This window comes from Mesorhizobium caraganae, assembly GCF_016836705.1.
Taxonomy (GTDB): Bacteria; Pseudomonadota; Alphaproteobacteria; order Rhizobiales; family Rhizobiaceae; genus Mesorhizobium; species Mesorhizobium caraganae.
The window spans coordinates 121,962-142,122 of record NZ_JAFCGY010000008.1 but is presented as its reverse complement, the minus strand read 5'-3'; the positions used below and the strand labels follow the sequence as shown (position 1 = coordinate 142,122).

Here is a 20,161-nt window from a genome sequence, read left to right as displayed (position 1 = left end):
CCGCAAAGGCGGCTGCAGCTACGAAAGCAGCCGCGGGTCACCGTGATATGCCGCCTGCAGGATGGTCTTCATGCTCTCGACGTCGAGTGGCATAGGATTGTTGTGAACCAACCGGGTCGCGGTCATGGCCTGTTCCGCCGCCCAGCCGATCCTACCTTCCTCGAAACCCAGTTCGGCGAGAGTGCGCGGGATGCCGATAGCGGCAAACAGGGCGGTGACCGCATCGATACTGGCTTCGGCCATGGCCTTCACGTCACCTTTGGGCGGCACGCCCATCGCCGCCGCGACCTGCGCATATTCGTCTCGACGGGCCGGAAGGTTGAAGCGCATGACATAAGGCATCAACGCGGCGACCCCGACGCCATGCGCCGTGTGAGTCAGCGCGCCCACGGGATATTGCAGAGCGTGCGCCGCGGCATTGCCGGCATTGGCGAAAGCGTGGCCCGCCAGCATCGCGCCAAACATGAGTTGTGATCGCAAATCGAGCCGGCTCCCGTCCTCGACGGCGCCGGCCAGAGCCCCGGAAATCAGCCGGATCGACTCCAGTGCATGATGGTCGCTAATGATGTTCTTGCCGACAAAGACGCGCTCCAGTGGCAGGTCCGCACCCTCGTTGCGGCGGATCGCGGTAAAGGATTCGATGCCATGGGTCAGCGCATCGGCGCCCGCGACAGCGGTCAGCGAGGCCGGGCAGGAGAGCGTCAGCTCGGGATCGCAGATGGCGACAGCCGGGATCAGTCGCGGATCGGAAATGCCCACTTTGAGGGTCTTGTCTGGGTCGGAGAGAACCGCGACCGGCGTAACCTCGGACCCCGTTCCCGATGTCGTCGGCACGGCAATGACCGGCAACACCGCCTTAAGCACCTTGAACTCGCCATAATAGTCCTGGGGCCGTCCCCCAAGGGTATGGATAAGGGCGGTGGTCTTTGCAAGATCGAGACAGCTTCCGCCGCCGATGGCTACTATGCTGTCCGGCTTTGCCGAGCGCGCGTGCGCCAGCGCCTCGTCGATGCAGCCGAGCGGTAGGTCGGGTATGGTGCGGCTGAAAACAGAGACGTCGACACCGGCCGCTCCGCTGTCCTCTACCATCGCCTTGAACATCGGATCGGCGGCGAACCGTTCGTCGGTGCATATCAGCGTCCGGCGTCCGAAACTCGAGACGACACGGCCCAACATGGCGCGCTGCCCCGCACCGAAATAGACGGCATTCGGACTGCGGAATGTTCCAAACATCTAACTCTCCAGAGATGAACAATCGGCGAGGCGGCGCAGTTTCGACCAGATCGCATCAGGTATTTCGAGACCACGCGTCAGGTTCTCCGCGCGCCGCGAACGTGAGCGGTCGCCGGGTACGGCAACGGTCTCGCCTCCGCGGATGGGCGGGCATGCACGTACTTCGTCGAGATAAGCAGCAAGACTTGCCCCACTCTCGGCGTGCGGTTCCATGACGATGATCACGTCGCCTTTGGTGGCCCGCAAAGTGGAGTCGAGCGTGCCAGTGACATTCGCGCCAAGTGCCGAGGCCGTAAGGCTGGCGACAAGCAGTTCGAATCCAAGCGCAAGGCCATAACCCTTTGCGTCGCCGAAGGGCGCGATGGCGCCCTGTCGCGCGGCAGCAGCATCCGTGGTCGGGTTGCCCTCAGCATCCAGCGCCCAGCCCGGCTCGAGCGGCTGTCCGCGATTGGCGTAGTCATGCACCTTTCCCATGGAGATCACGCCAGTCGCCATGTCCAGAACGAAAGGGTCCGGCTGGACCGGCACGCCAATGGCAATCGGATTGGTGCCTATCAGCGCCTTGCGCCCGCCCCACGGATGAACGAGTGCCTCGCTGGTGGAAAGCACGATGGCAATCTGTCCGTCGCGGGAGATCTTTTCCGCGTACCAGCCGATGGCTCCAAGATGGCCGCTGTTGCGGATTGCAGCGACGGCCATGCCGAGGCGGCGGGCTCGCTCGCATATCCGCTCAATGGCCTCGCACGCTACTACCGGCCCGAGACCGCCCTCGCCGTCCACGTCCAGAAGCGCGTCGCCGCGCCATCTCTGCCGGCCGGTGGCGCGAGGGTCCGCCACACCGTTGTGGACACGCTCGACTATAAGTGGCAAGCGCAAAAGACCGTGTGAAGCCAACCCGCGCAATTCGGCCTCGATCAGGACTTCGGCCTGCAGATCGGCATGGGACTGCGGCGTCCCGACACCGCGCAGCACCCGCAAGGCGACGGATCGCGCCTCCTCCAATTCGATCAGCATCGGCCGTCTCCCCAGCAACTCTGGAAGGGCATCATCATTAAGTCCACCTCAGCAGGCGGGTGAAGCCGCGCTCGACAAGCCAGGTACTTATCGCTGCATAGATGATGACGACTGCGGGTAAGGAACATACGGTCGAGGTAGCCGAAGGCTTCCTCGACGAGGACGACAACGCGACCAAGCCCTGATTGCGCGCCCAAAGATATTCGGCGCCAGCGCGACCTCCCATCACTTGCTCCATCTGCGCAACTTCTTCAGGTAATGTCGACGCCACCCGGAGATATGCCGTAAATAACGCTCTCGCTACGGGTAGCTTCCTAGCGGACTCGGCAACGCAATGTCAAATCAAATCCGATCGGATATCGTATTTTGTGTGGGCTACCTTCCTTGGTGAACGTGATTCGATGAGCTCGCGTCGCAGACCCGCAAGTCTACATAGCGCCCTGAGGCAACCCGCTTTCAATCACGATCCGTCGCTCTTATCAGACCCGAGACAGGGCAAGGCGACGCGCCGGTTGAACGGAAGACCTCGTCGAGCTGTTGGTATCGCCCGCGCCGGAAGCTCAGCCTTTAACGGCAACATCCGAAGTTGAGCGTGTTGCTCAAAGACGGTATTGAACGCCACCCACCCGAGCGAAAGTGCGGGCGCCAGATGCATCTCAGGATCACGTTGGTGTCGGCAGCAGCATTGCGCGATCCCTGCTAGTTTCGATAATTGCGCACCAGTATGAATAGCCTTGATGGCGATTGCTGATTCCTGATGTAGTTTGACGGAGTACCAGATGAGTAACCGGCGGATCGCCCCCAGTCTCCAGCGCGGCCCTAGGCTTGCGGATGAAGCCTATGGCCTGATTTTGGGTCAGTTGATCTCTCTGCAACTGCCGCCCGGAGCGCGCATAACCGTCGATGAGCTGGCTCGACAGTTTGGAATATCGCAAACTCCGATCCGTGAGGCCCTTGGGCGTCTTATATCCGACGGTCTCGTAACCAAAACCCATCTGCTTGGTTATCGCGTTACGCCACAATGGACGCGGAAACAATTCCAGGACCTCTACGAAATTCGGCTGTTGCTTGAGCCCGCAGCCGCCCGATCAGCCGCCGAAAGGATCAGCCCAAAAGAAGCTGTGGCGTTGACACGCCTTGTCGCTGATATGCACAAAGCGGTCGAAAACGAGAAAAGGGTGAATTACGGCCGATTTGCCCTTCATGACAGCGAGCTGCACAATCTGATCGCGCAAATAGGTGGCAATCAGCTCATCCACGAAACCATGTCCCGACTACATGCACACATGCACATCTTCCGGCTATACTTTCACAACTGGGTAACCCAGAGCGCGATCCATGAGCATCAAGCAATTGTAGATGCAATTGTCGGCCACAATCCGGATGAAGCAGAGCGCACGATGAGATTCCACATCGAAGAATCATGGAATCGCTTGCAGAAAGGCTTCTGAGCACCAGCCGCACACCAGCCTGCGCGGCCCCGAACGAGTTTGCAATCCGGTCCAGAACGGACCACAAGGAGAACAGAGCCAGTTGTGAACGAGGGCTTGTCGAGCTCGGAGCCGGGACGCTGAGCGAGCTTGACTCAGTTGCTGCTGGAGCTGCGCGGGCTGCAGACCTTGTCGGTTCGTATGCGAGCGCATTGCGAGGTTGAGAATCCGACCGCCAAAATACTCACAATCAAATGCCAAACCGGTATCACATCAGTGCATTCTTACAATTGAGGGCCAAGCGACTGGACAACGCCCACTGCATCCATGAGTTCGACACGGCGAGTTTGTGCCCTTTCCGGACATCCTTGCCCTCTGCCGCGAGGCGGGCAAACCCGGATATGGTCTCGAGTTCCGCTCTACCTCCAAGGTGACCCTGCCCGGCAGTGTTCGCCACCAGCGACGCCCAACATGGCCTATAAAACGAAGTTCATATCTGCCGAGATCATCAGCTATGACAAGATCAATATCCTGCGCGCCCTACTAGCCGATCTTGTTGGGGATCCGCGCCTCGATCCTGCTGAAGGCAAAGACCAGGATACCGGTGATCGTCATGTAGATCAGCGCCAGCAGCAGCAAGGGTTCGTAGGTGAGGTAGGTGTCCTGCCGCACCTTGGACGAAACGGCGAAGATGTCGATGACGCTGATCGTCGCCACCAGCGGCGTCGACTTCAGCTGCAGCACGGTTTCGCCGGTTAGCGTCGGCAGCGCCCGGTAGATGGCTTGCGGCAGCCAGATGCGCCGGAATGCCTTCCAGCGGCTCATGCCGAAAGCACGGGCGGCTTCCAGTTGTCCCTTGGGCACGCCGGCAAAGGCGCCGCGCATCACCTCGCCTTCATAACCGGCGAAGGACAGGGTCAGTGCCAGCACGCCATAAGGCCAGGCTTGCCGCAGATATGGCCACACCCAGGATTCGCGCACCCACGGGTTCTGCGGAAACAGCGAGCCCAGGCCGTAATAGAGGAGCCACAACTGGATCAGCAGCGGCGTGCCTCGGATGACCGTGCAGAAGGCCTTGGCGGGTGCCGCGAACCAGAACGAGCCGGTGGCCTGCGCCAGCCCTAGCGGCACCGCGAACAGGAAGCCTAGAATGCAGGTGACGGCCAAGATCCACAGCGAGCGCCAGATGCCGATCAATCCCATTTCGTAATATTGCGGCAGCCAGTCCCAGCGCATGAAGAACACGGCTGACAGCACCAGGCCGAGCGCGATCAGGATCAGCACGATGCGATGCGGCTGCAGCCACAGCGACGTTCGCGCGACGGCGTTGATGATGGTCGCCTCGTTGGCCATCAGCGCGCTTCCTTGAGCGAAGGCATGCCGCGTCGCGACCAGGCCTCGACACGGCCGATGAGGAAATTGGAAAACAGCGACAGCAGCAGGTACAGCACACCCGCGGCGAAGAAGAAGGTGAAATAGGCTTTGGTCACGCCCGCGGCCTGCCGCGTTGCCAGCGCCAGTTCATAGAAACCGACGACCGCCAGCAGCGCGGTGTCCTTGGTGGCGATCAGCCAGAGATTGGCGAGACCCGGTATGGCAAACGGCAGCATGGCAGGCAAAGTGATGCGCCGCAGGAGAAGTCCAGGAGACATTCCGTAGGCACGGGCGGCTTCGATCTGGCCCTGCGGAATGGCCAGGATCGCGCCGCGTATGACTTCTGTCGAATAGGCGCCCTGGACGAAGCCAAGCACGAAAATACCGGCGGCAAGGCCGCTGATGTCGACGCGCTGATAGCCCATTGCCGTCAGCGCCTGGTTGATCAGGTCGGTTCCGGCGTAATACAGCAGCAGGATCAGCACCAGTTCGGGCACGGCGCGCACGATCGTGGTGTAGGCCGCCAGCAGATCGCGCACCACCGGGCCGCCATAGAGCTTGCCATAGGCGCCGCCGGTGCCGATCAACAGGCCGAGGCATGTGGCGCCGACCGCGATTTCGACCGAGTGGAGCAGTCCGAGCAAAAGAGTTCCGCCCCAGCCCGGTGGGTAGGGTGAGAGAAGGTCGATGATGCCGGCAGCGGAGGCCGAAAGAAGTGCGTCGATCAGTGTCGCCCCCGGATTACTGGCCCTGGCCGCCGACGGTCGCGGTCAGCGGCAAGCATGCATGGGAAAGGTTCGGGCAAGAGGGGCATGGCGCCAGCGCCATGCCCCGCGGCTTGCGAGGGTCGTCAGTTCGACTGCGTGGCGCTGCCGTAAATATCGAAATCGAAGTACTTCTTCGAAATCTCGTCATATTTGCCGTTGGACCGGATCGCCTTGATGCCGGCGTTGATCTTTTCCTTTAGATCGGTGTCTTCCTTGCGCACGCCGGCGCCCACGCCCGGCCCGAGCACCTCGTCGTCCGGAGCCACCATGCCCTTCAGGTCGCAGCAGGCCTTACCCTGGTCCGACTTCAGGAATTCGCCGAGCGCGATCGAGTCGGCCTGCACCGCGTCGAGACGGCCGGCGGCCAGATCGTTGTTGGCTTCGTCCTGCGTCTGGTATTCCTTGATCTCCTGCGCGCCGGTGAAATGCTTCTTGGCGTACACCGCATGCACGGTCGAGACCTGGACACCGATCACCTTGCCCTTGAGATCGTCCGGCGTGGCGCCGAATTTCTGGTCCTTCGGGCCGATGATGGCGGTCGGCGTGTTATAGTACTTGTCCGAGAAGTCGATCGTCTTCTCGCGTTCGGCGGTGATCGACATAGAGGAGACGATGAGGTCGATCTTCTTGGTCGTCAGCGCCGGGATGATGCCGTCCCAGGCGACAGGCGTGATGACGCAGTCGAGCTTTTCTTCAGCGCAGACTGCGTCGATGAAGTCGATTTCCCAGCCGACCCATTTGCCGGAGGCATCGGGCGAGGTGAAGGGCGGATAGGGCTCGGCGGCGACGCCGATCTTGACCGGATCGGCCTTGGCCACGCCCATGGCGGCGACGCCGATCAGCAGCGCTGCGGCGAAGGTTTTCAGAACAGTCTTCATAGTCACGACTCCCAGTTTGTTGTTGGTTCCCGGTTTTCTTCCGTCCCGGCCTTCCTAGCCGATGTTGCGGATGAACTGCTTCAGCCTTTCGGATTTCGGTGCGCCGAAGATCTGCTCCGGCGGCCCCTCTTCCTCGACCAGCCCGTTGTAGAGGTAGACGACGTGGGTCGCGACCTCGCGGGCGAATTTCATTTCATGCGTCACCAGCACCATGGTGCGCCCTTCGCGCGCCAGGTCGCCGATCACCTTCAGCACCTCGCCGACCAGCTCCGGGTCGAGCGCCGATGTCGGCTCGTCGAACAGCATGACGCGCGGGTTGATGGCCAAAGCGCGGGCGATCGCCGCGCGCTGCTGCTGGCCGCCGGAGAGATAGGCCGGATAGACATCGCGCTTTTCGGCCAGCCCGACCCGCGCCAGCAGCTTCTCGGCTTCCCTGATCGCCACGTCGCGCTTGACGCCGAGCACGTGCACCGGAACCTCGATGACGTTCTCGATCAGCGTCATGTGGCTCCACAGGTTGAAGTTCTGGAACACCATGCCGAGCTTGGAGCGGATGCGCTCGATCTGCCTGCGGTCGGCCGGAACGGTATGACCATGGCTGTCCGCTCGGAGCTCGATCTCCTCGCCATTGACCCGGATGATGCCGCTGGTCGGGTTCTCCAGGCAGTTGATGCAACGCAGCAGCGTCGATTTGCCGGAGCCCGAGCCGCCGATGATGGCGATCACCTCGCCGTCGCGCGCCGACAGCGAAACGCCCTTCAGCACATGCAGCTGGCCGAATTTCTTGTGCAGGTTCTCGACATGGATGGCTTCGGCGGCGCCATTCTGCGCCTTGTGTTTCAATGCGGACGCCGCGAATGATGTCATTATCTTGCCGGCGCTCCAATCAAAGCATCGACATAGGCGTCAAATGCGACTTCATTCTCGGCCGTCCAGTCGGCCATTGCGGCGCGTCCCTTGTCTCGAAGCAGCACGCGATCCCCCTATCCACGACTTTCTCACCCAGTAAGACTGGGGCGAATTGCGTGACTTAGACTGCATTGAAGAACCGAGGCATTTTTATATTCCGCCACGTTGAGACATGAATTGCTGCTTCCCATAGGACAGTGTCATGTCGGAGCGCTTGATGATTTCAATAGTCCGCGTGCCGAGATCGGCCAGTGCCTTCGTTAGTCTTTTCCGGTAGCTGCCATCGGCGAAAAGATGGTGCACCACGGGTCTTTTCGTATGTCCGATGAGGGCAGCGCCCTCTTTGAATCCGACCTCGGAGAGCAACGACGGTTTACCCACCTCGCGATTTGAGAATGTACCCGCAATGTGCGCTACCGTTTCCGTTGAAAGGTTGTGAAGTACGACTTCCGAATACGGCTGGAAGAGCAGCGCTATGGCGTCGCAGATTAGAAAGTAGCGGCTCAGCTCGGGATTCATGTCCCAATTTTCCATGTGTGGTCGGCGGTATAATGCATACGTGGACCAGAAAGTCCACGATAGATTTAATGTCCAAGGGACGATCGCAATAGAATTTTCCCTCCACGCACGCCAACCGGCAAAACTTCGACATCGCGGAACGACCCGACCCGGAAAATCGTGCACCGACACCGCCGCTGACGTTCGACGGCATCCCAGACCGCAAGGGGTTCAATCATGGCCGAAAGCACCAGCGGCATTCCGTCATGCTGTGTGCGCACGTCCGGGGCTGCGTTACCTTTCCGGCCGCTCGAGACGATGATTGATGCAAGACGAGCAACGGCTGCGGTTCGGTGGAAGCGCGCCACGGCGACAACATGTGGCCGATTTCGACCCTCGCGAAACGATCGGTGTTGCCTTTGCTTGAGAACGATCAGACATGGCCTTCGACGGACTTGGCATCACGCACAGCAGTTCGAACATAATCGTCGCGCCAGCCAGCGCGGTCACGCCGGGGAATCGAACGGCGGCGCCATTTCCACGACATCGGCGCCGTTGTTCGATCCGTCGAGAAGGCGGACCATCTCCTGCGCCTCGCGCGTGGTGAAGCCGTCGAGCTCAGGGGTGCCTGTGCCGGATGCCCTTGACGGGTCGATGCAGTCAACGTCAAAGGTCACATAAGTCGGCCCGGTTCCGACGATGGCCAGCACCTCTTCCATGACGCTGGCCGCGCCCCGCCTGACCTCCATGGAGATGATGCGGACGCCCTGGGCGATCGCTCAGTCATGTTCGCCGGGCTCGAATATCGAACCGCGGATGCCGACTTGACCGCTTCGGTGCTACCTTCCTTGGTGAACGTGATTCGATGAGCTCGCGTCGCAGACCCGCAAGTCTACATAGCGCCCTGAGGCAACCCGCTTTCAATCACGATCCGTCGCTCTTATCAGACCCGAGACAGGGCAAGGCGACGCGCCGGTTGAACGGAAGACCTCGTCGAGCTGTTGGTATCGCCCGCGCCGGAAGCTCAGCCTTTAACGGCAACATCCGAAGTTGAGCGTGTTGCTCAAAGACGGTATTGAACGCCACCCACCCGAGCGAAAGTGCGGGCGCCAGATGCATCTCAGGATCACGTTGGTGTCGGCAGCAGCATTGCGCGATCCCTGCTAGTTTCGATAATTGCGCACCAGTATGAATAGCCTTGATGGCGATTGCTGATTCCTGATGTAGTTTGACGGAGTACCAGATGAGTAACCGGCGGATCGCCCCCAGTCTCCAGCGCGGCCCTAGGCTTGCGGATGAAGCCTATGGCCTGATTTTGGGTCAGTTGATCTCTCTGCAACTGCCGCCCGGAGCGCGCATAACCGTCGATGAGCTGGCTCGACAGTTTGGAATATCGCAAACTCCGATCCGTGAGGCCCTTGGGCGTCTTATATCCGACGGTCTCGTAACCAAAACCCATCTGCTTGCAGCACGCACGTTGAGATTTCACATCGAAGAATCATGGAATCGCTTGCAGAAGGCTTCTGGGCCCCGGCCCGTACACCAGCCTTCGCGGCCCCGAACGAGTTTGCAACCCGATCGAGAACGGACCACAAGGAGAACAGAGCCAGTTGTGAACGAGACTCGTCGAGCTCGGGGCCGGGACGCTGAGCGAGCTTGGCTCAGTTTTACGGCGCATTCGTCACATTCCAGGAATTTCTGGAAGCGACACGAACTCGCTCCTCGCAACCCCACGTAGCGCAAGCGCGAGACTTTGAAGTTAGTGGGTCAAAGATGAGAAACGGAATGCCGAAACGCAGCAAAAAAGCCAAGTCAAGCACGTTATACGGTCCGCTGATCATGTATCAGCCGGTGTGCGATGCGATCGCACTGATCCTACAACCATACGCTGAAGTTGTTTTGCATCATGTGGAGAGCGAAACGATCAGCTACATCGCCAACAATTTTTCAAAGCGTGACGTTGGCGAGCCTTCTCATCTTCACGAAATCGACTTCAAGCCCGACGATCGAACAATCGGGCCGTACGAGAAAGTCAACTTTGACGGAAGACGAGTGAAATCCGTGAGTGCTGTCATACGTGGATCGGATGACCGCCCGGTTGCTGTTCTATGTATCAACATCGACGTGTCGCACATACAGTCGGCGATCCAGGTCTTGAGCGCGATGTCGACGGTTTCAATTGACGAGGGAAAGCCAGCAGCGCTTTTCAAGGAAGACTGGCATGAACGCATCAACGAGTACGTTCATGGCTGGACAGCGAAACGAAAGGTGCCTATCGGCAACCTCACGAGGGCTCAGAAGCAGGAGCTGGTTCGTGAGCTGGCTGAAGATGGTGCTTTCAGCGGCAAACATGCTGCGGCGTACATTTCGAAGATACTTCAGATGGGGCGAGCGACTGTTTACAATTACCTTCGCGATCTCAAGTGAACAGCGCGCGCAAAAGAGGATACCTGTCAGCACCCATCTTCATTATGTATCACCTCTTTGCCGGTCGTAGATCGCATTCATGATAGTATTTTTGTCGTAGTTGGCACCGCATAGCAGAATAACGCTTGTCTTTCCCGTGAGTCGTTCCGCAACTTTGTTGAAGCCTGCGAAAGCGAGCGCGGCCGAGCCTTCCACGATCATGTTCTCGTCGAAAGCAAGAGCTTTCAGCCCCGCACGGATTTCGGCTTCGCCGCATTCGACAACCTCGTCGACTGCGAGCCTGGCGAGATCGAGTGTGATCGCCCCCTGGTCGACGCCCCCCGAAACGGCGTCGGCCAAGGTATCGTGATGTTCGACATCGACAATTCGTCCGGCTTTCATCGATTCCGCCAAAGCCTTCGAATTTGAAGCTGCGATGCCATACACCTTTGTCCGAGGGCTGAAAGCCTTGAGAACGGAGGCGATGCCGCCTATCAGGCCGCCGCCACCCATAGAGATGAAAATGTTATCTATTTCCGCGCACTGTTCCAGAAGCTCGAGGCCGATCGTTCCCTGACCAGCTATCACCTCCGGATCGTTATAGGGTGAGATGTAGGCAAATCCTTCTGAGATGGCGAGCTGCTGCGCGTGCTGCTCGGCCAAACCCGTCTCCACGCCGTGAAGGATTACGTCCACACCGTAAGATCTGATTTTTTCCAGCTTCGCCGGAACGACAGTCACCGGCAAAACAACAGTCAAGTTCTGGAAAAGAACTTTCGATGCATGAGCTGCGCCGATCCCGTGGTTGCCCGATGAGGCCGTTATCAGACGCTGGTTGGGGGCTTGCGCTGAAATTTTGGACATTGCACCGCGGATCTTGAACGATCCGGTCAGCTGGAAATTCTCGGCCTTGAAAAGAACCTGCGCGCCGATAGCCTTGCCCGCTTTTCTGGCCGGAATGAGCGGAGTTTCAAAGATGTGAGAGTGGATGCGAGCCCTTGCACGGACGACGTTTGCTGCGGTTTCGTATAGTGTGTTTGGCATAATCTCGTCCTTCCTCAGTGATGGCGCTCAATTTGACGAAGAAACTTCTTCGTTCGAGCGTGCTGTGGATTGCGGAAGAACGTTTCTGGATCGGCTTCTTCCAATATAGTTCCCCCGTCCATGAAAATGATACGGTCGGCTACGCTCCTAGCGAAGCCCGATTCGTCAGTGACCACGATCATGGTCAACCCCTGGCGGGAGAGGTCGGTCATCACGTCTAGCACTTCCTTGACCATTTCCGGATCGAGAGCCGACGTTGGTTCGTCGAACAACATGACCTTCGGCTTCATACACAGGGCCTGGGCAATAGCCACGCGTTGCTCCTGACCTCCGCTGAGTTGGCGCGGATAGGCGCGCGCCTTGTCTACAAGTTGCATGCGTGTGACCATTGCTGTCGCTTGCTGCTCGGCCTCCTTCCGTGTCATGGCAAGTGTCAGATCATCGAGCACGGTTAGATGCAGAAAAGATTAAATTGTTGAAAGACCGTTCCGACGTCGCCGCCGAGTTCCAAGACATTTGAACAGCTGGAGGACAACCTGCGGTCGGCACTTCACCGTGCTGCCTCTGCTCCAAACCATTCAACCAACGGACCAGCATTGACTTGCCAGATCCTGATGGTCCGCAGAGGAACGATGCGCTCGCCGGCTGCGACGGAAAGGCTGACACCGTGAAGAATTTTCACCGCACCATACGATTTGACAAGATTTTCTGCGACGATCATGGCGTTACGCCCAAGACTTTCTGTTTTGACCGTTCCTGACGGCTACTTGTCTTTCCCGCAGCACCGATAAAGCGGCGCTCTATTAGCTGGGAGATTATTCCGACAAAACAAAACCGACCGCCAAGTAAAGCCCGGCCTAGAGTTTCAGTCCGGGAATTCTCTCGAGAACTGTTCTCGCGATCGCTATGTCCTGCGTCGCAACACCGGTCAGATCGGCGATGGTGATGTCTGTGGGATTTCTGCGTGCGACCACTTTTCCAGAGAGGATCGCGCCCAACGGAGTGCAATCATCAGCTTTGATGAGGCCATCAGCAAAGGCGCCTGCGAATTCGCCGTGCTCGAGGCATTGGCGAGCAATGTCCACCACCAAGCAGTTTGCGCGGGCAACCAGCTTACGATCAAGTTCTTGCTTGCCTGGGGAATCTGCGCCCATGGCAGTCAGATGAGTACCGGCCCTGACCCAGTCCGACATGATCAGTGGCTGACTTGAAGGTGTAGTCGTAACGATGACGTCAGCGACGCGAGAAGCAACTTCGAGATCATCGACAACAGCAACATCGGCACCATACTCCTTGAGGTTGGCCTTCAATTCTTCGGCTTTCGCTCTCGATCTTCCCCAGACACTGATCGTGATGGGGCGCGAGGCGAGCGAGGCAATAGCGCGGGCCTGAAAGCGAGCCTGGGTTCCGGTCCCCACGATCAGAAACTGATCGGCGTCCTCACGACACACTGCGAATGTTGCAACGGCACCTCCGATCCCAGTGCGAAGGTCCGTTAGCCAGCCCTCGTCATTCAGAGTGGCGACGATCTGGCCGGTGGTCGCCGAGATCGCAACGATTATTCCGTTGCTCGATGGAAGCCCCTTGGCCGGATTATCGTAAAAACCGGCTGCGATCTTCACGACGAAGACCGGGTCTCCCGTGATGTAGCCGTATTTAATATGACAGTCACCGTTGCTGTCCGGGAAGCCGAGATAGCCTACAGGGGGTACATTTCCCCGACCGTCAGTCACGGCGACATAGGCATCGCGGATCGCTTCTATGGCCCCGGAATCGATCGATACAAGCGCTTGGATTTCGGATCGTGACAACTGGATCATTGGTTCCTGCTCGTTTGCTAATACTTCTCCCGGAAGCCGCTTCCGAGACGCTGGAGCGTTGGGCATTCAGGCTGAGCCTCATTCGACTGCCATGAACGCCCGCACTTAAGAGATGATTGGTCACTTAAGAGATGATCGGCGACGCCAAACGTGAACTAGTTGCTTGGGAGAGCCGTTTAACCCTTCAATTGGCTCCAACCACTCGGTCCCAGGATATCCGATTATACTAAGTTGTCTATAGTGGACTAATTAGTCGATCGATTGAGATTCGTATCCTTAGCCAGCGCAATCTCTGCGGTTTTCGCAAGCAGCTCTGCGCCTGGGCGAACAGCCGCGTCGTTGAAGTCATATGCCGGCTGATGCAACCCGCCGTCCGGCATCACCGGTCCATTGCCGATCCAGACATATGCGCCTGGTCGGTGCTGCAAAAAGAGGCCAAAATCATCGCCCGCCATGGTGGGCTTTTTGGCCCCTTCCGATGCGGTTAGCCCGGCCTGCTTTACCGCTTGCCGCATGAGATCTCGCTCAGCCGGAGTATTGACCACTGGAGGGATGGGAGGGTCATCAAACATCAGGTCGAAACCACACGATGCTATCGAAGCTGCTGACTGTGCAATGCTCCGCGTCCGGTCTCGCAAAAGCTCCAGCGTCTCCATCCTGAAGGCACGCAGCGTGCCCTTCAGTTCTGCGGATTGAGGGATGATGTTCTGCGCGTGGCCGCCCTGAAATGAGCCGACGGTCGCGACGGCGGGTTCGTAGGGGTCGATCGCTCGACCAACAGCCTGTTGCAGGCCTGTAAGGAAGTGACCGCCGGCCAACAGAGGATCACCTGTCAGATGGGGCATGGCAGCGTGCGCGCCCTCGGCGGAAAACGACAGGTCAAACTCCGACGTGCCGGCCATGACCGGGCCGTCATGGACCATCACTTCGCCGACAGGCAGGCCGGGCCAATTGTGCAGACCGAATATTCGCTGGAAGGGGAACCGATCAAGCAGTCCGTCTTCAATCATCATGCGCGCGCCGCCGAGGCGTTCTTCGGCAGGCTGGAAAACGAGATAAACCGTCCCTGCAAAGTCTCGCGTCCGCGCCAGAAGCATTCCCGCGCCCATGAGGATCGCCACATGTCCGTCATGCCCGCACGCATGCATCTTACCGGGGAACTGTGATGCATAGGCGGGGCCGCTACGCTCGTCGATTTGGAGAGCATCCATGTCCGCACGAAGCGCCACGGCCGGCCCTGGGCGGCGGCCTTTGATTACACCGACAACGCCATGTCCTCCGATCTTATCGTGAACTGTAACGCCGAGTTCCAGGAGCCGTTCTTTCACAAACGCTGAGGTCCAGGTTTCTTCCAAAGACAGCTCTGGGTGCGCGTGAAGCTCATGTCGATACGAGATGAGCTTTCTGATGTCTGTTTCAGTCAACCCGCCCATTTTGATTCCTTTTGTGGACTGCGTAGTCCAAATTATACAAAAACGTGCGCAAAGGAAAGGTCTCTGTCAGGGCGCCGTTTTTGCTTTGCACTTCGGTCGCATTTAAGATTTTTGAGACATGATCCCTTAAGAGATACGCGCAATTCCCCAACCTCAACGCAGCCTCTGCTGACCGAATTGACGCGACCAATGCCACCTTTGATCAACGCTCCGGAGGAAGGACCATCGCTTTCCAATTTGCCATCCAGGACAAGCGGTTGGAACTGGTTGCGGGAAGTCGGTAAGCGCCTTGCCGACTAGGGCGAGCGCCTCACCAATCTTGCCGTCTTACCGGACTTGAGGAAGTGCACCTCCTTCTATAAGACAAAAAAATATAAAATGGATTCCGACGTATCGGAGAGGCAGCAGAAGCATGAAATTCGACACTTCGATGAAGGCCGGCACCTTCGTGACCTTCCCGGGTGGTGCCCTCGCAGGACAAGGCAGGATCGAATTTGCAGCGCCTTGTGCAAATGGTTGGCTCGTCATCGCGGACCGAACGCCAGTGCATCCCGTCAGCTTTCGTTGGCCGGACCAACCCGCCGATCTAGGTCAGATCGCCTTCGCGGATGGAGTAGTGGTTGAGATTGCGGATGCCTGGACAGGCTTGATCGATGCTGGCGCCGGAGTGCTTTTGATTGGGGAGGAAGCGAAAGCCGTCAGGAAGGGTGAGGGCGCGTGGCAGGGCGTGGTAGTACATATTGTTCAGTCAGATCGTGACCTCGGTGCCTATATCGGTGAGGAAGCACGCTTCACGGTTGAACCGCGTAGACGTAAGGCGCTATCGGTACCGCATACGGCGGCGCATCTTGCCGCGTTGGCACTGAATGCGGCTTCAGTTCCTTTCTGGACCAAGGATTTTGCGGATCTCGATTCGCTTGGGCGGCCAAATCTCGACAAGGCCGCAATAGAGAACTCCTCGATCGAACCAGCTGTGTCCACGGACGTCTATCGATTGGGCAAGTCGCTCAAGAAGAAGGGCTTTGATCGTGATGGTTTTCTCAACAACCTTGAAACCGTGGGTGTGGAAATTAACGGGATGATATGCCGCTGGCTGGAAACGAACACGTTGGTCAGTTTGACGCCTTCCGAGGGATTGCTTGATGGAATTCGGCAGTGGCGATGCAACCTCGATGGTACCGAGGCCATCATCCCTTGCGGAGGGACCCATGTGGAGAGGCTTTCGGAGATCGGTGATGTCAAGATCACTTTGGCGCCCTCAGAGGACGGCTTTGTCATGACAACACACGCTCGAGAGGCGTAAATCTTCGCCGAATTTTTGCGAACTGGCGGGCGGCTGAAGGCTTCGCAACCGGCCAACGAAATTGCGCCACCCTGGCGCGCCCACCGACAACCGCTGACCTTCTGGCAGTTTGAATCCGGGAGTCCGACACCGCACTGGATGCAACATGCCGTTGCATGATCGCACCAAACTCCCGGCTAACCAATTTTGTACCATGACCAACAAGGCCCGGGTCCGGTCGAGCGAAGCCGCCATTGCTGACTTCGCCTATGATACACGCTTGCCATCCAGCGGATGGAGCAGATCGGACTTACCCGGCATGCCCAGCGCCCACCCATGCTACTTTTCAATTGGTCGGAGGTGGCTTACGAAGCACGCGAAAAACGGCTTTATAGCATTTCGCTTCGTCGGTCGTGGTTGATCGTAATCGTGCTCTTGAGCGGGCGACGTGTAGAATGCAATCCATGCACGCACAAATGCGGCATGAAACGCCACTAGGCTCGAAGGCTGACCTGTTTGGCAAGGAGAGCCAAATCCACCGTCCGCCTTCGTGATTGCAGGGGCGATACTGAGATATCGAACGCCGTCCGGCGTCTCGGCCAGTTGGCACATCATGCGGCCGGGAGTTTCGAACGCCTGACGAGCGTTCCACAACGGGCAAGCTGCACCGTAGCGGGCGAACTGCAACTTCGCGGCGCTGTGGCACTTGGTGAGGCTGCTCGATCGATGCGAAAAAGACCGGAACGCCCTTCATCCGAAGGCCTTTGCAACGTCGAAAGGCGATGCGCCACCTGCTCAAGGCTGGCGCCGAAGCGCATTGCGAGCAGGTGCAGGTCGTGCCGAAGTTCTTTTGCCGCAGCCAGGAAGGGACGGTATGGCAACATAAGCGCGCCGGCAAAATAGTTCTGGAGGCCGATCCTGGCAGATTTCTGTCGCTTCAAGTACAGCACGCGCACGGAAGCGTCGAAGCGCCTGATCACTGTTGCCGGCACGCGCAATGCGAACGCGATGACAGCGCTCCAAGTGATCTGCCAACCGTACCGACATCTCGATCCGGAACACCTAAGTCTTTCGCCAGATGCTCGGCCGCATGGTCAAGCTCATCGATGTAGTTGTCAAAAAATGAAAGAAGTCCCCAGCCACCCGCCAGGACCGAATGCAACGCCGATGTCGATGTCTTTAGTTCGTGGACGCGATGATTTTCAGCCAGCGTGATGTGGCATTCGATTGTCGGGTGATCCTTGCAGAAGTCCCCGAGATTTTTCGCAAGCCATGTGTTCCCAAACATCGGCGGGCACGCGATATCCAGCCGCCCTCCCCCATCCTCCAAATCCGATAGCCGCATCGCAGTGATCGAGATGTCCTGCAGCGCTCCGGCAACAGCCTTCGCGAAAATTCTTCCAGCGTCGCTCAAAATCAAACCGCGCCCGGCTTTGACAAAAAGGGTGCAGGCCAAGGCCTCTTCCAAGCGACTAATCTGAGGGCTGAGGGCGCTGTCGGTCAGATGCAGCTCACTCGCTGCCTTTGTAAGGCTTTGATGTCGGGCGGCAGCTTCGAACGTTCTAAGAGTCGGAAGTGGCAGGTTGCGGAGATTCTTCATCTTTCGTCTTCAGCTCCGCCCGGTGCCACGTCTAGGGGGCTTGCGGGTCCAACCCGACGCAAGTGGCATTTTCAGCATTGCTCTCCTGCCGCCAGCGAACTAGCTGACATTTCAAACCTCTATCCGTAGCCGAGTTCGTTGCAGTTCCGCCACAGCCATGGTGAAGCGAAGCTCCTCAGTCCCACAGTTAAGATACGCGTGCCTGTCCTCTGTTCGCGCCAACACCGAAGAGCCACGCTGGATCATAAGGTCCGTGTCGGCCAGCTTCAGCGTGAGCTCACCCATTTCCACGTTAATGAGCTCCAAGGTGCCGGGAGAGTGTCCAGGGGATTCAAACGTTTCGCCCGGAAACATTATCCATCTCCAAAGCTCTAACATGTCGGGGCCATGAGTTCCCACAAGCAGCGTGGCACTGCCGCCATGGGGACCGCGCCACAATATGGAGGCATCGTGCGGCTGCACGATTCGGGCCGGCACACTAGGCGCCACATTCACGAAATCAGCAACGGAAACTCCGAGAGCTGCTGCGGTCCTGCAAAGAATGGCGATGCTAGGATTGGCGGTTCCCTTCTCGATCTCAACCAGCATTCCTTTGCTTACGCCGGATCTTCGGGAGAGCTCGTCGAGGGACAGGGCGCTTTGCCGTCTGAAACTCCTGAGGTTTTGAGACACCGATGCGCTGACACGTTCGACATCAGCACCCGGTTCGGTCGATATATTGACTTTGTTATCCATGGTCGATATTATAGACCAAAATGGTCAATGAGAGCCAGAGGGACATGGACGGTTTTCCGGTAATAGATAAAGGGATTGCGGGTATTGCCCCTGACTTCCGGGCAATCAGCATCTTTGTCGATGCCAATGTCGCCAGGAAGGGACGAATCGATCCCGATCTTCTGCCGAGTGCGTGCGATTTCGTATCCTCCGGCGGACCATCCTGGGGAGAGGCACATATGGCCAGTTGGGCTGAAGCATATAGTCGCTTCGGCGCGAAACCAAACCGGACACCTTGTTCTGCCCAAGCCTTGAGAAAGCGAGTAGAGAAGGATGGTCGCATCCCATCGATCAATCCAGTTGTCGACCTCTACAACGCCGTGAGCCTGCGCTTTGCCATTCCAGTCGGTGGCGAGAACTTCGATGCCTATGTGGGCAAGCCGAGATTGTCGGTCGCCGACGGAACCGAGGTCTTCGACACGGTTATGAACGGCGAGGCAATCGTTGAATATCCTGCCAAGGGAGAAGTGGTCTGGCGGGATGATCTGGGCGTGACATGTCGTCGGTGGAACTGGCGACAGGGTACACGCACACGGCTGGACACCGTTGGCGGCCGGATGTGGTTCATTTTGGAAAGCTTGGCAACGATGCCGGAGGAGGAACTCGATGAGGCAGGCAACATGCTGGTTGGCGGTCTAAGACAATTGGCGCCAGGATGTGAGATCTACAAACACCGGGTTGCCGCCGGCCAATAATCGGCGGCCGACGACCCACCCAGAAAATCAGTCACGCAACGTGCGGCGTTCCGACGCCGCCTGAGCGGCTGTTCGCGCGCAGTTCCTTCCCCTGACCAGTCGCGAAATATCTTCCCCGCGCGCAAACGCGGCAATGGCGGAGCCATGCCTGCAAAGCAGCAGGCGGCCGTCGCAATGCAATGAGGTTATGATGCGCAACGAGACATCCACGCCCGCCCTGCTCGTGAAGAACGTTCACAAGAGCTTTGGGAATCACGAGGTGCTGAAGGGCATTTCCCTCGCCGCGGAAAAAGGCGACGTCGTTTCGATCATCGGTTCCTCGGGCTCGGGAAAAAGCACGTTCCTGCGCTGCATCAACTTCCTCGAAATCCCCGACCGAGGAACCTTCCAGATAAACGGAGAAGAGGTGGCATTCCGTACCGGGCGGGATGGGAAATGCCATCCCGCAAACTGGCGGCAGATTGAGAGGCTCAGAAGCGGCCTTGGAATGGTCTTCCAGAGCTTCAACCTGTGGCCCCACATGACCATTCTTCAAAATGTCATCGAAGCCCCCGTGCATGTGCTGGGCGTCGACCGGAATGTGGCGATCGAGAAAGCCGAAGCTCTGCTAGCCAAGGTCGGCCTCTACGACAAGAAGGACGCTTATCCCGCATTTCTCTCTGGCGGCCAGCAGCAACGCGCATCCATCGCGCGCGCCCTGTGCGTCGATCCTTCCGTCATGCTGTTCGATGAACCGACGTCAGCTCTCGATCCGGAACTCGTCGGCGAGGTGCTGAAGGTCATCCGCGGCCTCGCGGAAGAAGGCCGCACCATGGTGCTGGTCACACACGAGATGAAGTTCGCGCGCGACGTTTCAACCCGCGTCATGTTTTTGCACCGTGGCCAGGTGGAGGAAGTTGGTCCGCCTGCCCAGGTCTTCGGTGCACCCACCAGCGCTCGCTGCAAGGAGTTTGTTGCAGCCGGTTCGCACTAGTCACTCCACCATCCCAACAGCAAAGGGGAAC

20 protein-coding genes and 4 pseudogenes are annotated in these 20,161 nt (G+C 58.4%); 7 read left to right on the top strand and 17 right to left on the bottom strand.

What is annotated here, in order from left to right; genetic code table 11:
* Positions 1 to 18: 18 nt before the first annotated feature.
* Together JQK88_RS17250 and JQK88_RS17245 are read right to left on the bottom strand one after the other, a co-directional pair.
* Positions 19 to 1,233 (bottom strand): iron-containing alcohol dehydrogenase, encoded by a 1,215-nt coding sequence (locus JQK88_RS17250; protein WP_192255840.1) that lies wholly within the window; start codon positions 1,231 to 1,233, stop codon positions 19 to 21.
* Complete coding sequence (locus JQK88_RS17245; RefSeq protein WP_203278927.1) at positions 1,234 to 2,247, bottom strand: Ldh family oxidoreductase; 1,014 nt, start codon at positions 2,245 to 2,247, stop codon at positions 1,234 to 1,236. It abuts the gene before it with no gap.
* 779 nt (positions 2,248 to 3,026) lie between these two features.
* Here JQK88_RS17245 and JQK88_RS17240 point away from each other — a divergent pair.
* Positions 3,027 to 3,698, top strand: coding sequence for a GntR family transcriptional regulator (locus JQK88_RS17240; protein ID WP_203278926.1), 672 nt, complete (start codon positions 3,027 to 3,029; stop codon positions 3,696 to 3,698).
* 522 nt (positions 3,699 to 4,220) lie between these two features.
* On the opposite strand, the gene JQK88_RS17235 is transcribed toward JQK88_RS17240, so the two are convergent.
* From JQK88_RS17235 to JQK88_RS37200, 6 genes are all read right to left on the bottom strand, one after another.
* Entirely contained in the window at positions 4,221 to 5,030 is an 810-nt protein-coding gene (locus tag JQK88_RS17235; RefSeq protein ID WP_192252704.1) for an ABC transporter permease, read from the bottom strand.
* Complete coding sequence (locus JQK88_RS17230; protein WP_312037296.1) at positions 5,030 to 5,743, bottom strand: ABC transporter permease; 714 nt, start codon at positions 5,741 to 5,743, stop codon at positions 5,030 to 5,032. Before JQK88_RS17230 ends, JQK88_RS17235 begins: the two co-directional genes overlap by 1 nt.
* Positions 5,744 to 5,901: 158 nt before the next feature.
* On the bottom strand, positions 5,902 to 6,696 hold the full coding sequence (locus tag JQK88_RS17225; protein ID WP_203278925.1) for a transporter substrate-binding domain-containing protein: 795 nt from the start codon (positions 6,694 to 6,696) through the stop codon (positions 5,902 to 5,904).
* Positions 6,697 to 6,750: 54 nt separating this feature from the next.
* Positions 6,751 to 7,563 (bottom strand): ABC transporter ATP-binding protein, encoded by an 813-nt coding sequence (locus JQK88_RS17220; RefSeq protein ID WP_203278924.1) that lies wholly within the window; start codon positions 7,561 to 7,563, stop codon positions 6,751 to 6,753.
* Between the two features lie 192 nt (positions 7,564 to 7,755).
* A complete protein-coding gene (locus tag JQK88_RS17215) occupies positions 7,756 to 8,124 on the bottom strand; it encodes a PAS domain-containing protein (protein WP_246749878.1) in 369 nt (122 codons plus the stop codon).
* 485 nt (positions 8,125 to 8,609) lie between these two features.
* The gene (locus tag JQK88_RS37200) at positions 8,610 to 8,822 is read right to left on the bottom strand and encodes an arginase family protein (protein ID WP_312037295.1); all 213 of its coding nucleotides are present in this window, start codon (positions 8,820 to 8,822) and stop codon (positions 8,610 to 8,612) included.
* A 524-nt stretch (positions 8,823 to 9,346) separates the two neighbouring features.
* Here JQK88_RS37200 and JQK88_RS36265 point away from each other — a divergent pair.
* From JQK88_RS36265 to JQK88_RS17200, 3 genes and pseudogenes are all read left to right on the top strand, one after another.
* Positions 9,347 to 9,541 (top strand): annotated as a pseudogene (locus JQK88_RS36265) (GntR family transcriptional regulator); the annotation flags it as partial.
* Positions 9,542 to 9,725: 184 nt separating this feature from the next.
* Positions 9,726 to 9,860 (top strand): annotated as a pseudogene (locus JQK88_RS36260) (AsnC family transcriptional regulator); the annotation flags it as partial.
* Between the two features lie 28 nt (positions 9,861 to 9,888).
* Entirely contained in the window at positions 9,889 to 10,530 is a 642-nt protein-coding gene (locus JQK88_RS17200) for a helix-turn-helix transcriptional regulator (RefSeq protein WP_203278921.1), read from the top strand.
* Positions 10,531 to 10,572: 42 nt separating this feature from the next.
* Here the strand turns inward: JQK88_RS17200 and JQK88_RS17195 are convergent, their stop codons facing one another.
* The 6 genes from JQK88_RS17195 to JQK88_RS17180 form a co-directional block, all read right to left on the bottom strand.
* Positions 10,573 to 11,553: a pyridoxal-phosphate dependent enzyme gene (locus tag JQK88_RS17195; RefSeq protein ID WP_203278920.1), complete on the bottom strand. Its 981-nt coding sequence runs from the start codon at positions 11,551 to 11,553 to the stop codon at positions 10,573 to 10,575.
* A gap of 14 nt (positions 11,554 to 11,567) precedes the next feature.
* Complete coding sequence (locus tag JQK88_RS37465) at positions 11,568 to 11,978, bottom strand: amino acid ABC transporter ATP-binding protein (RefSeq protein WP_376740427.1); 411 nt, start codon at positions 11,976 to 11,978, stop codon at positions 11,568 to 11,570.
* Positions 11,979 to 11,991: 13 nt separating this feature from the next.
* On the bottom strand, positions 11,992 to 12,150 hold the full coding sequence (locus JQK88_RS37460) for a hypothetical protein (protein ID WP_376740425.1): 159 nt from the start codon (positions 12,148 to 12,150) through the stop codon (positions 11,992 to 11,994).
* Positions 12,104 to 12,274: a hypothetical protein gene (locus JQK88_RS37455; RefSeq protein WP_376740429.1), complete on the bottom strand. Its 171-nt coding sequence runs from the start codon at positions 12,272 to 12,274 to the stop codon at positions 12,104 to 12,106. The genes JQK88_RS37460 and JQK88_RS37455 overlap by 47 nt, the downstream gene beginning before the upstream one ends.
* 136 nt (positions 12,275 to 12,410) lie before the next feature.
* Entirely contained in the window at positions 12,411 to 13,373 is a 963-nt protein-coding gene (locus tag JQK88_RS17185; RefSeq protein WP_203278919.1) for an ornithine cyclodeaminase family protein, read from the bottom strand.
* Positions 13,374 to 13,618: 245 nt separating this feature from the next.
* Positions 13,619 to 14,806, bottom strand: coding sequence for an amidohydrolase (locus JQK88_RS17180; RefSeq protein WP_203278918.1), 1,188 nt, complete (start codon positions 14,804 to 14,806; stop codon positions 13,619 to 13,621).
* Between the two features lie 412 nt (positions 14,807 to 15,218).
* Here JQK88_RS17180 and JQK88_RS17175 point away from each other — a divergent pair, with 412 nt between their 5' ends.
* Positions 15,219 to 16,109 (top strand): alanine-tRNA synthetase second additional domain-containing protein, encoded by an 891-nt coding sequence (locus tag JQK88_RS17175; protein ID WP_203278917.1) that lies wholly within the window; start codon positions 15,219 to 15,221, stop codon positions 16,107 to 16,109.
* A 368-nt stretch (positions 16,110 to 16,477) separates the two neighbouring features.
* Here the strand turns inward: JQK88_RS17175 and JQK88_RS17170 are convergent.
* The 3 genes and pseudogenes from JQK88_RS17170 to JQK88_RS17160 all read right to left on the bottom strand — a co-directional run.
* A pseudogene (locus tag JQK88_RS17170) lies at positions 16,478 to 17,222 on the bottom strand (helix-turn-helix domain-containing protein); the annotation flags it as partial.
* Positions 17,223 to 17,496: 274 nt separating this feature from the next.
* Positions 17,497 to 17,688, bottom strand: a pseudogene (locus JQK88_RS17165) (LysR family transcriptional regulator); the annotation flags it as partial.
* 111 nt (positions 17,689 to 17,799) lie between these two features.
* Entirely contained in the window at positions 17,800 to 18,423 is a 624-nt protein-coding gene (locus JQK88_RS17160) for an XRE family transcriptional regulator (RefSeq protein ID WP_192250392.1), read from the bottom strand.
* 44 nt (positions 18,424 to 18,467) lie between these two features.
* Here JQK88_RS17160 and JQK88_RS17155 point away from each other — a divergent pair, with 44 nt between their 5' ends.
* Both JQK88_RS17155 and JQK88_RS17150 read left to right on the top strand, forming a co-directional pair.
* On the top strand, positions 18,468 to 19,157 hold the full coding sequence (locus JQK88_RS17155; RefSeq protein WP_192250389.1) for a B3/B4 domain-containing protein: 690 nt from the start codon (positions 18,468 to 18,470) through the stop codon (positions 19,155 to 19,157).
* A 190-nt stretch (positions 19,158 to 19,347) separates the two neighbouring features.
* Positions 19,348 to 20,130: an ABC transporter ATP-binding protein gene (locus JQK88_RS17150; RefSeq protein WP_376740424.1), complete on the top strand. Its 783-nt coding sequence runs from the start codon at positions 19,348 to 19,350 to the stop codon at positions 20,128 to 20,130.
* Positions 20,131 to 20,161 lie beyond the last annotated feature (31 nt).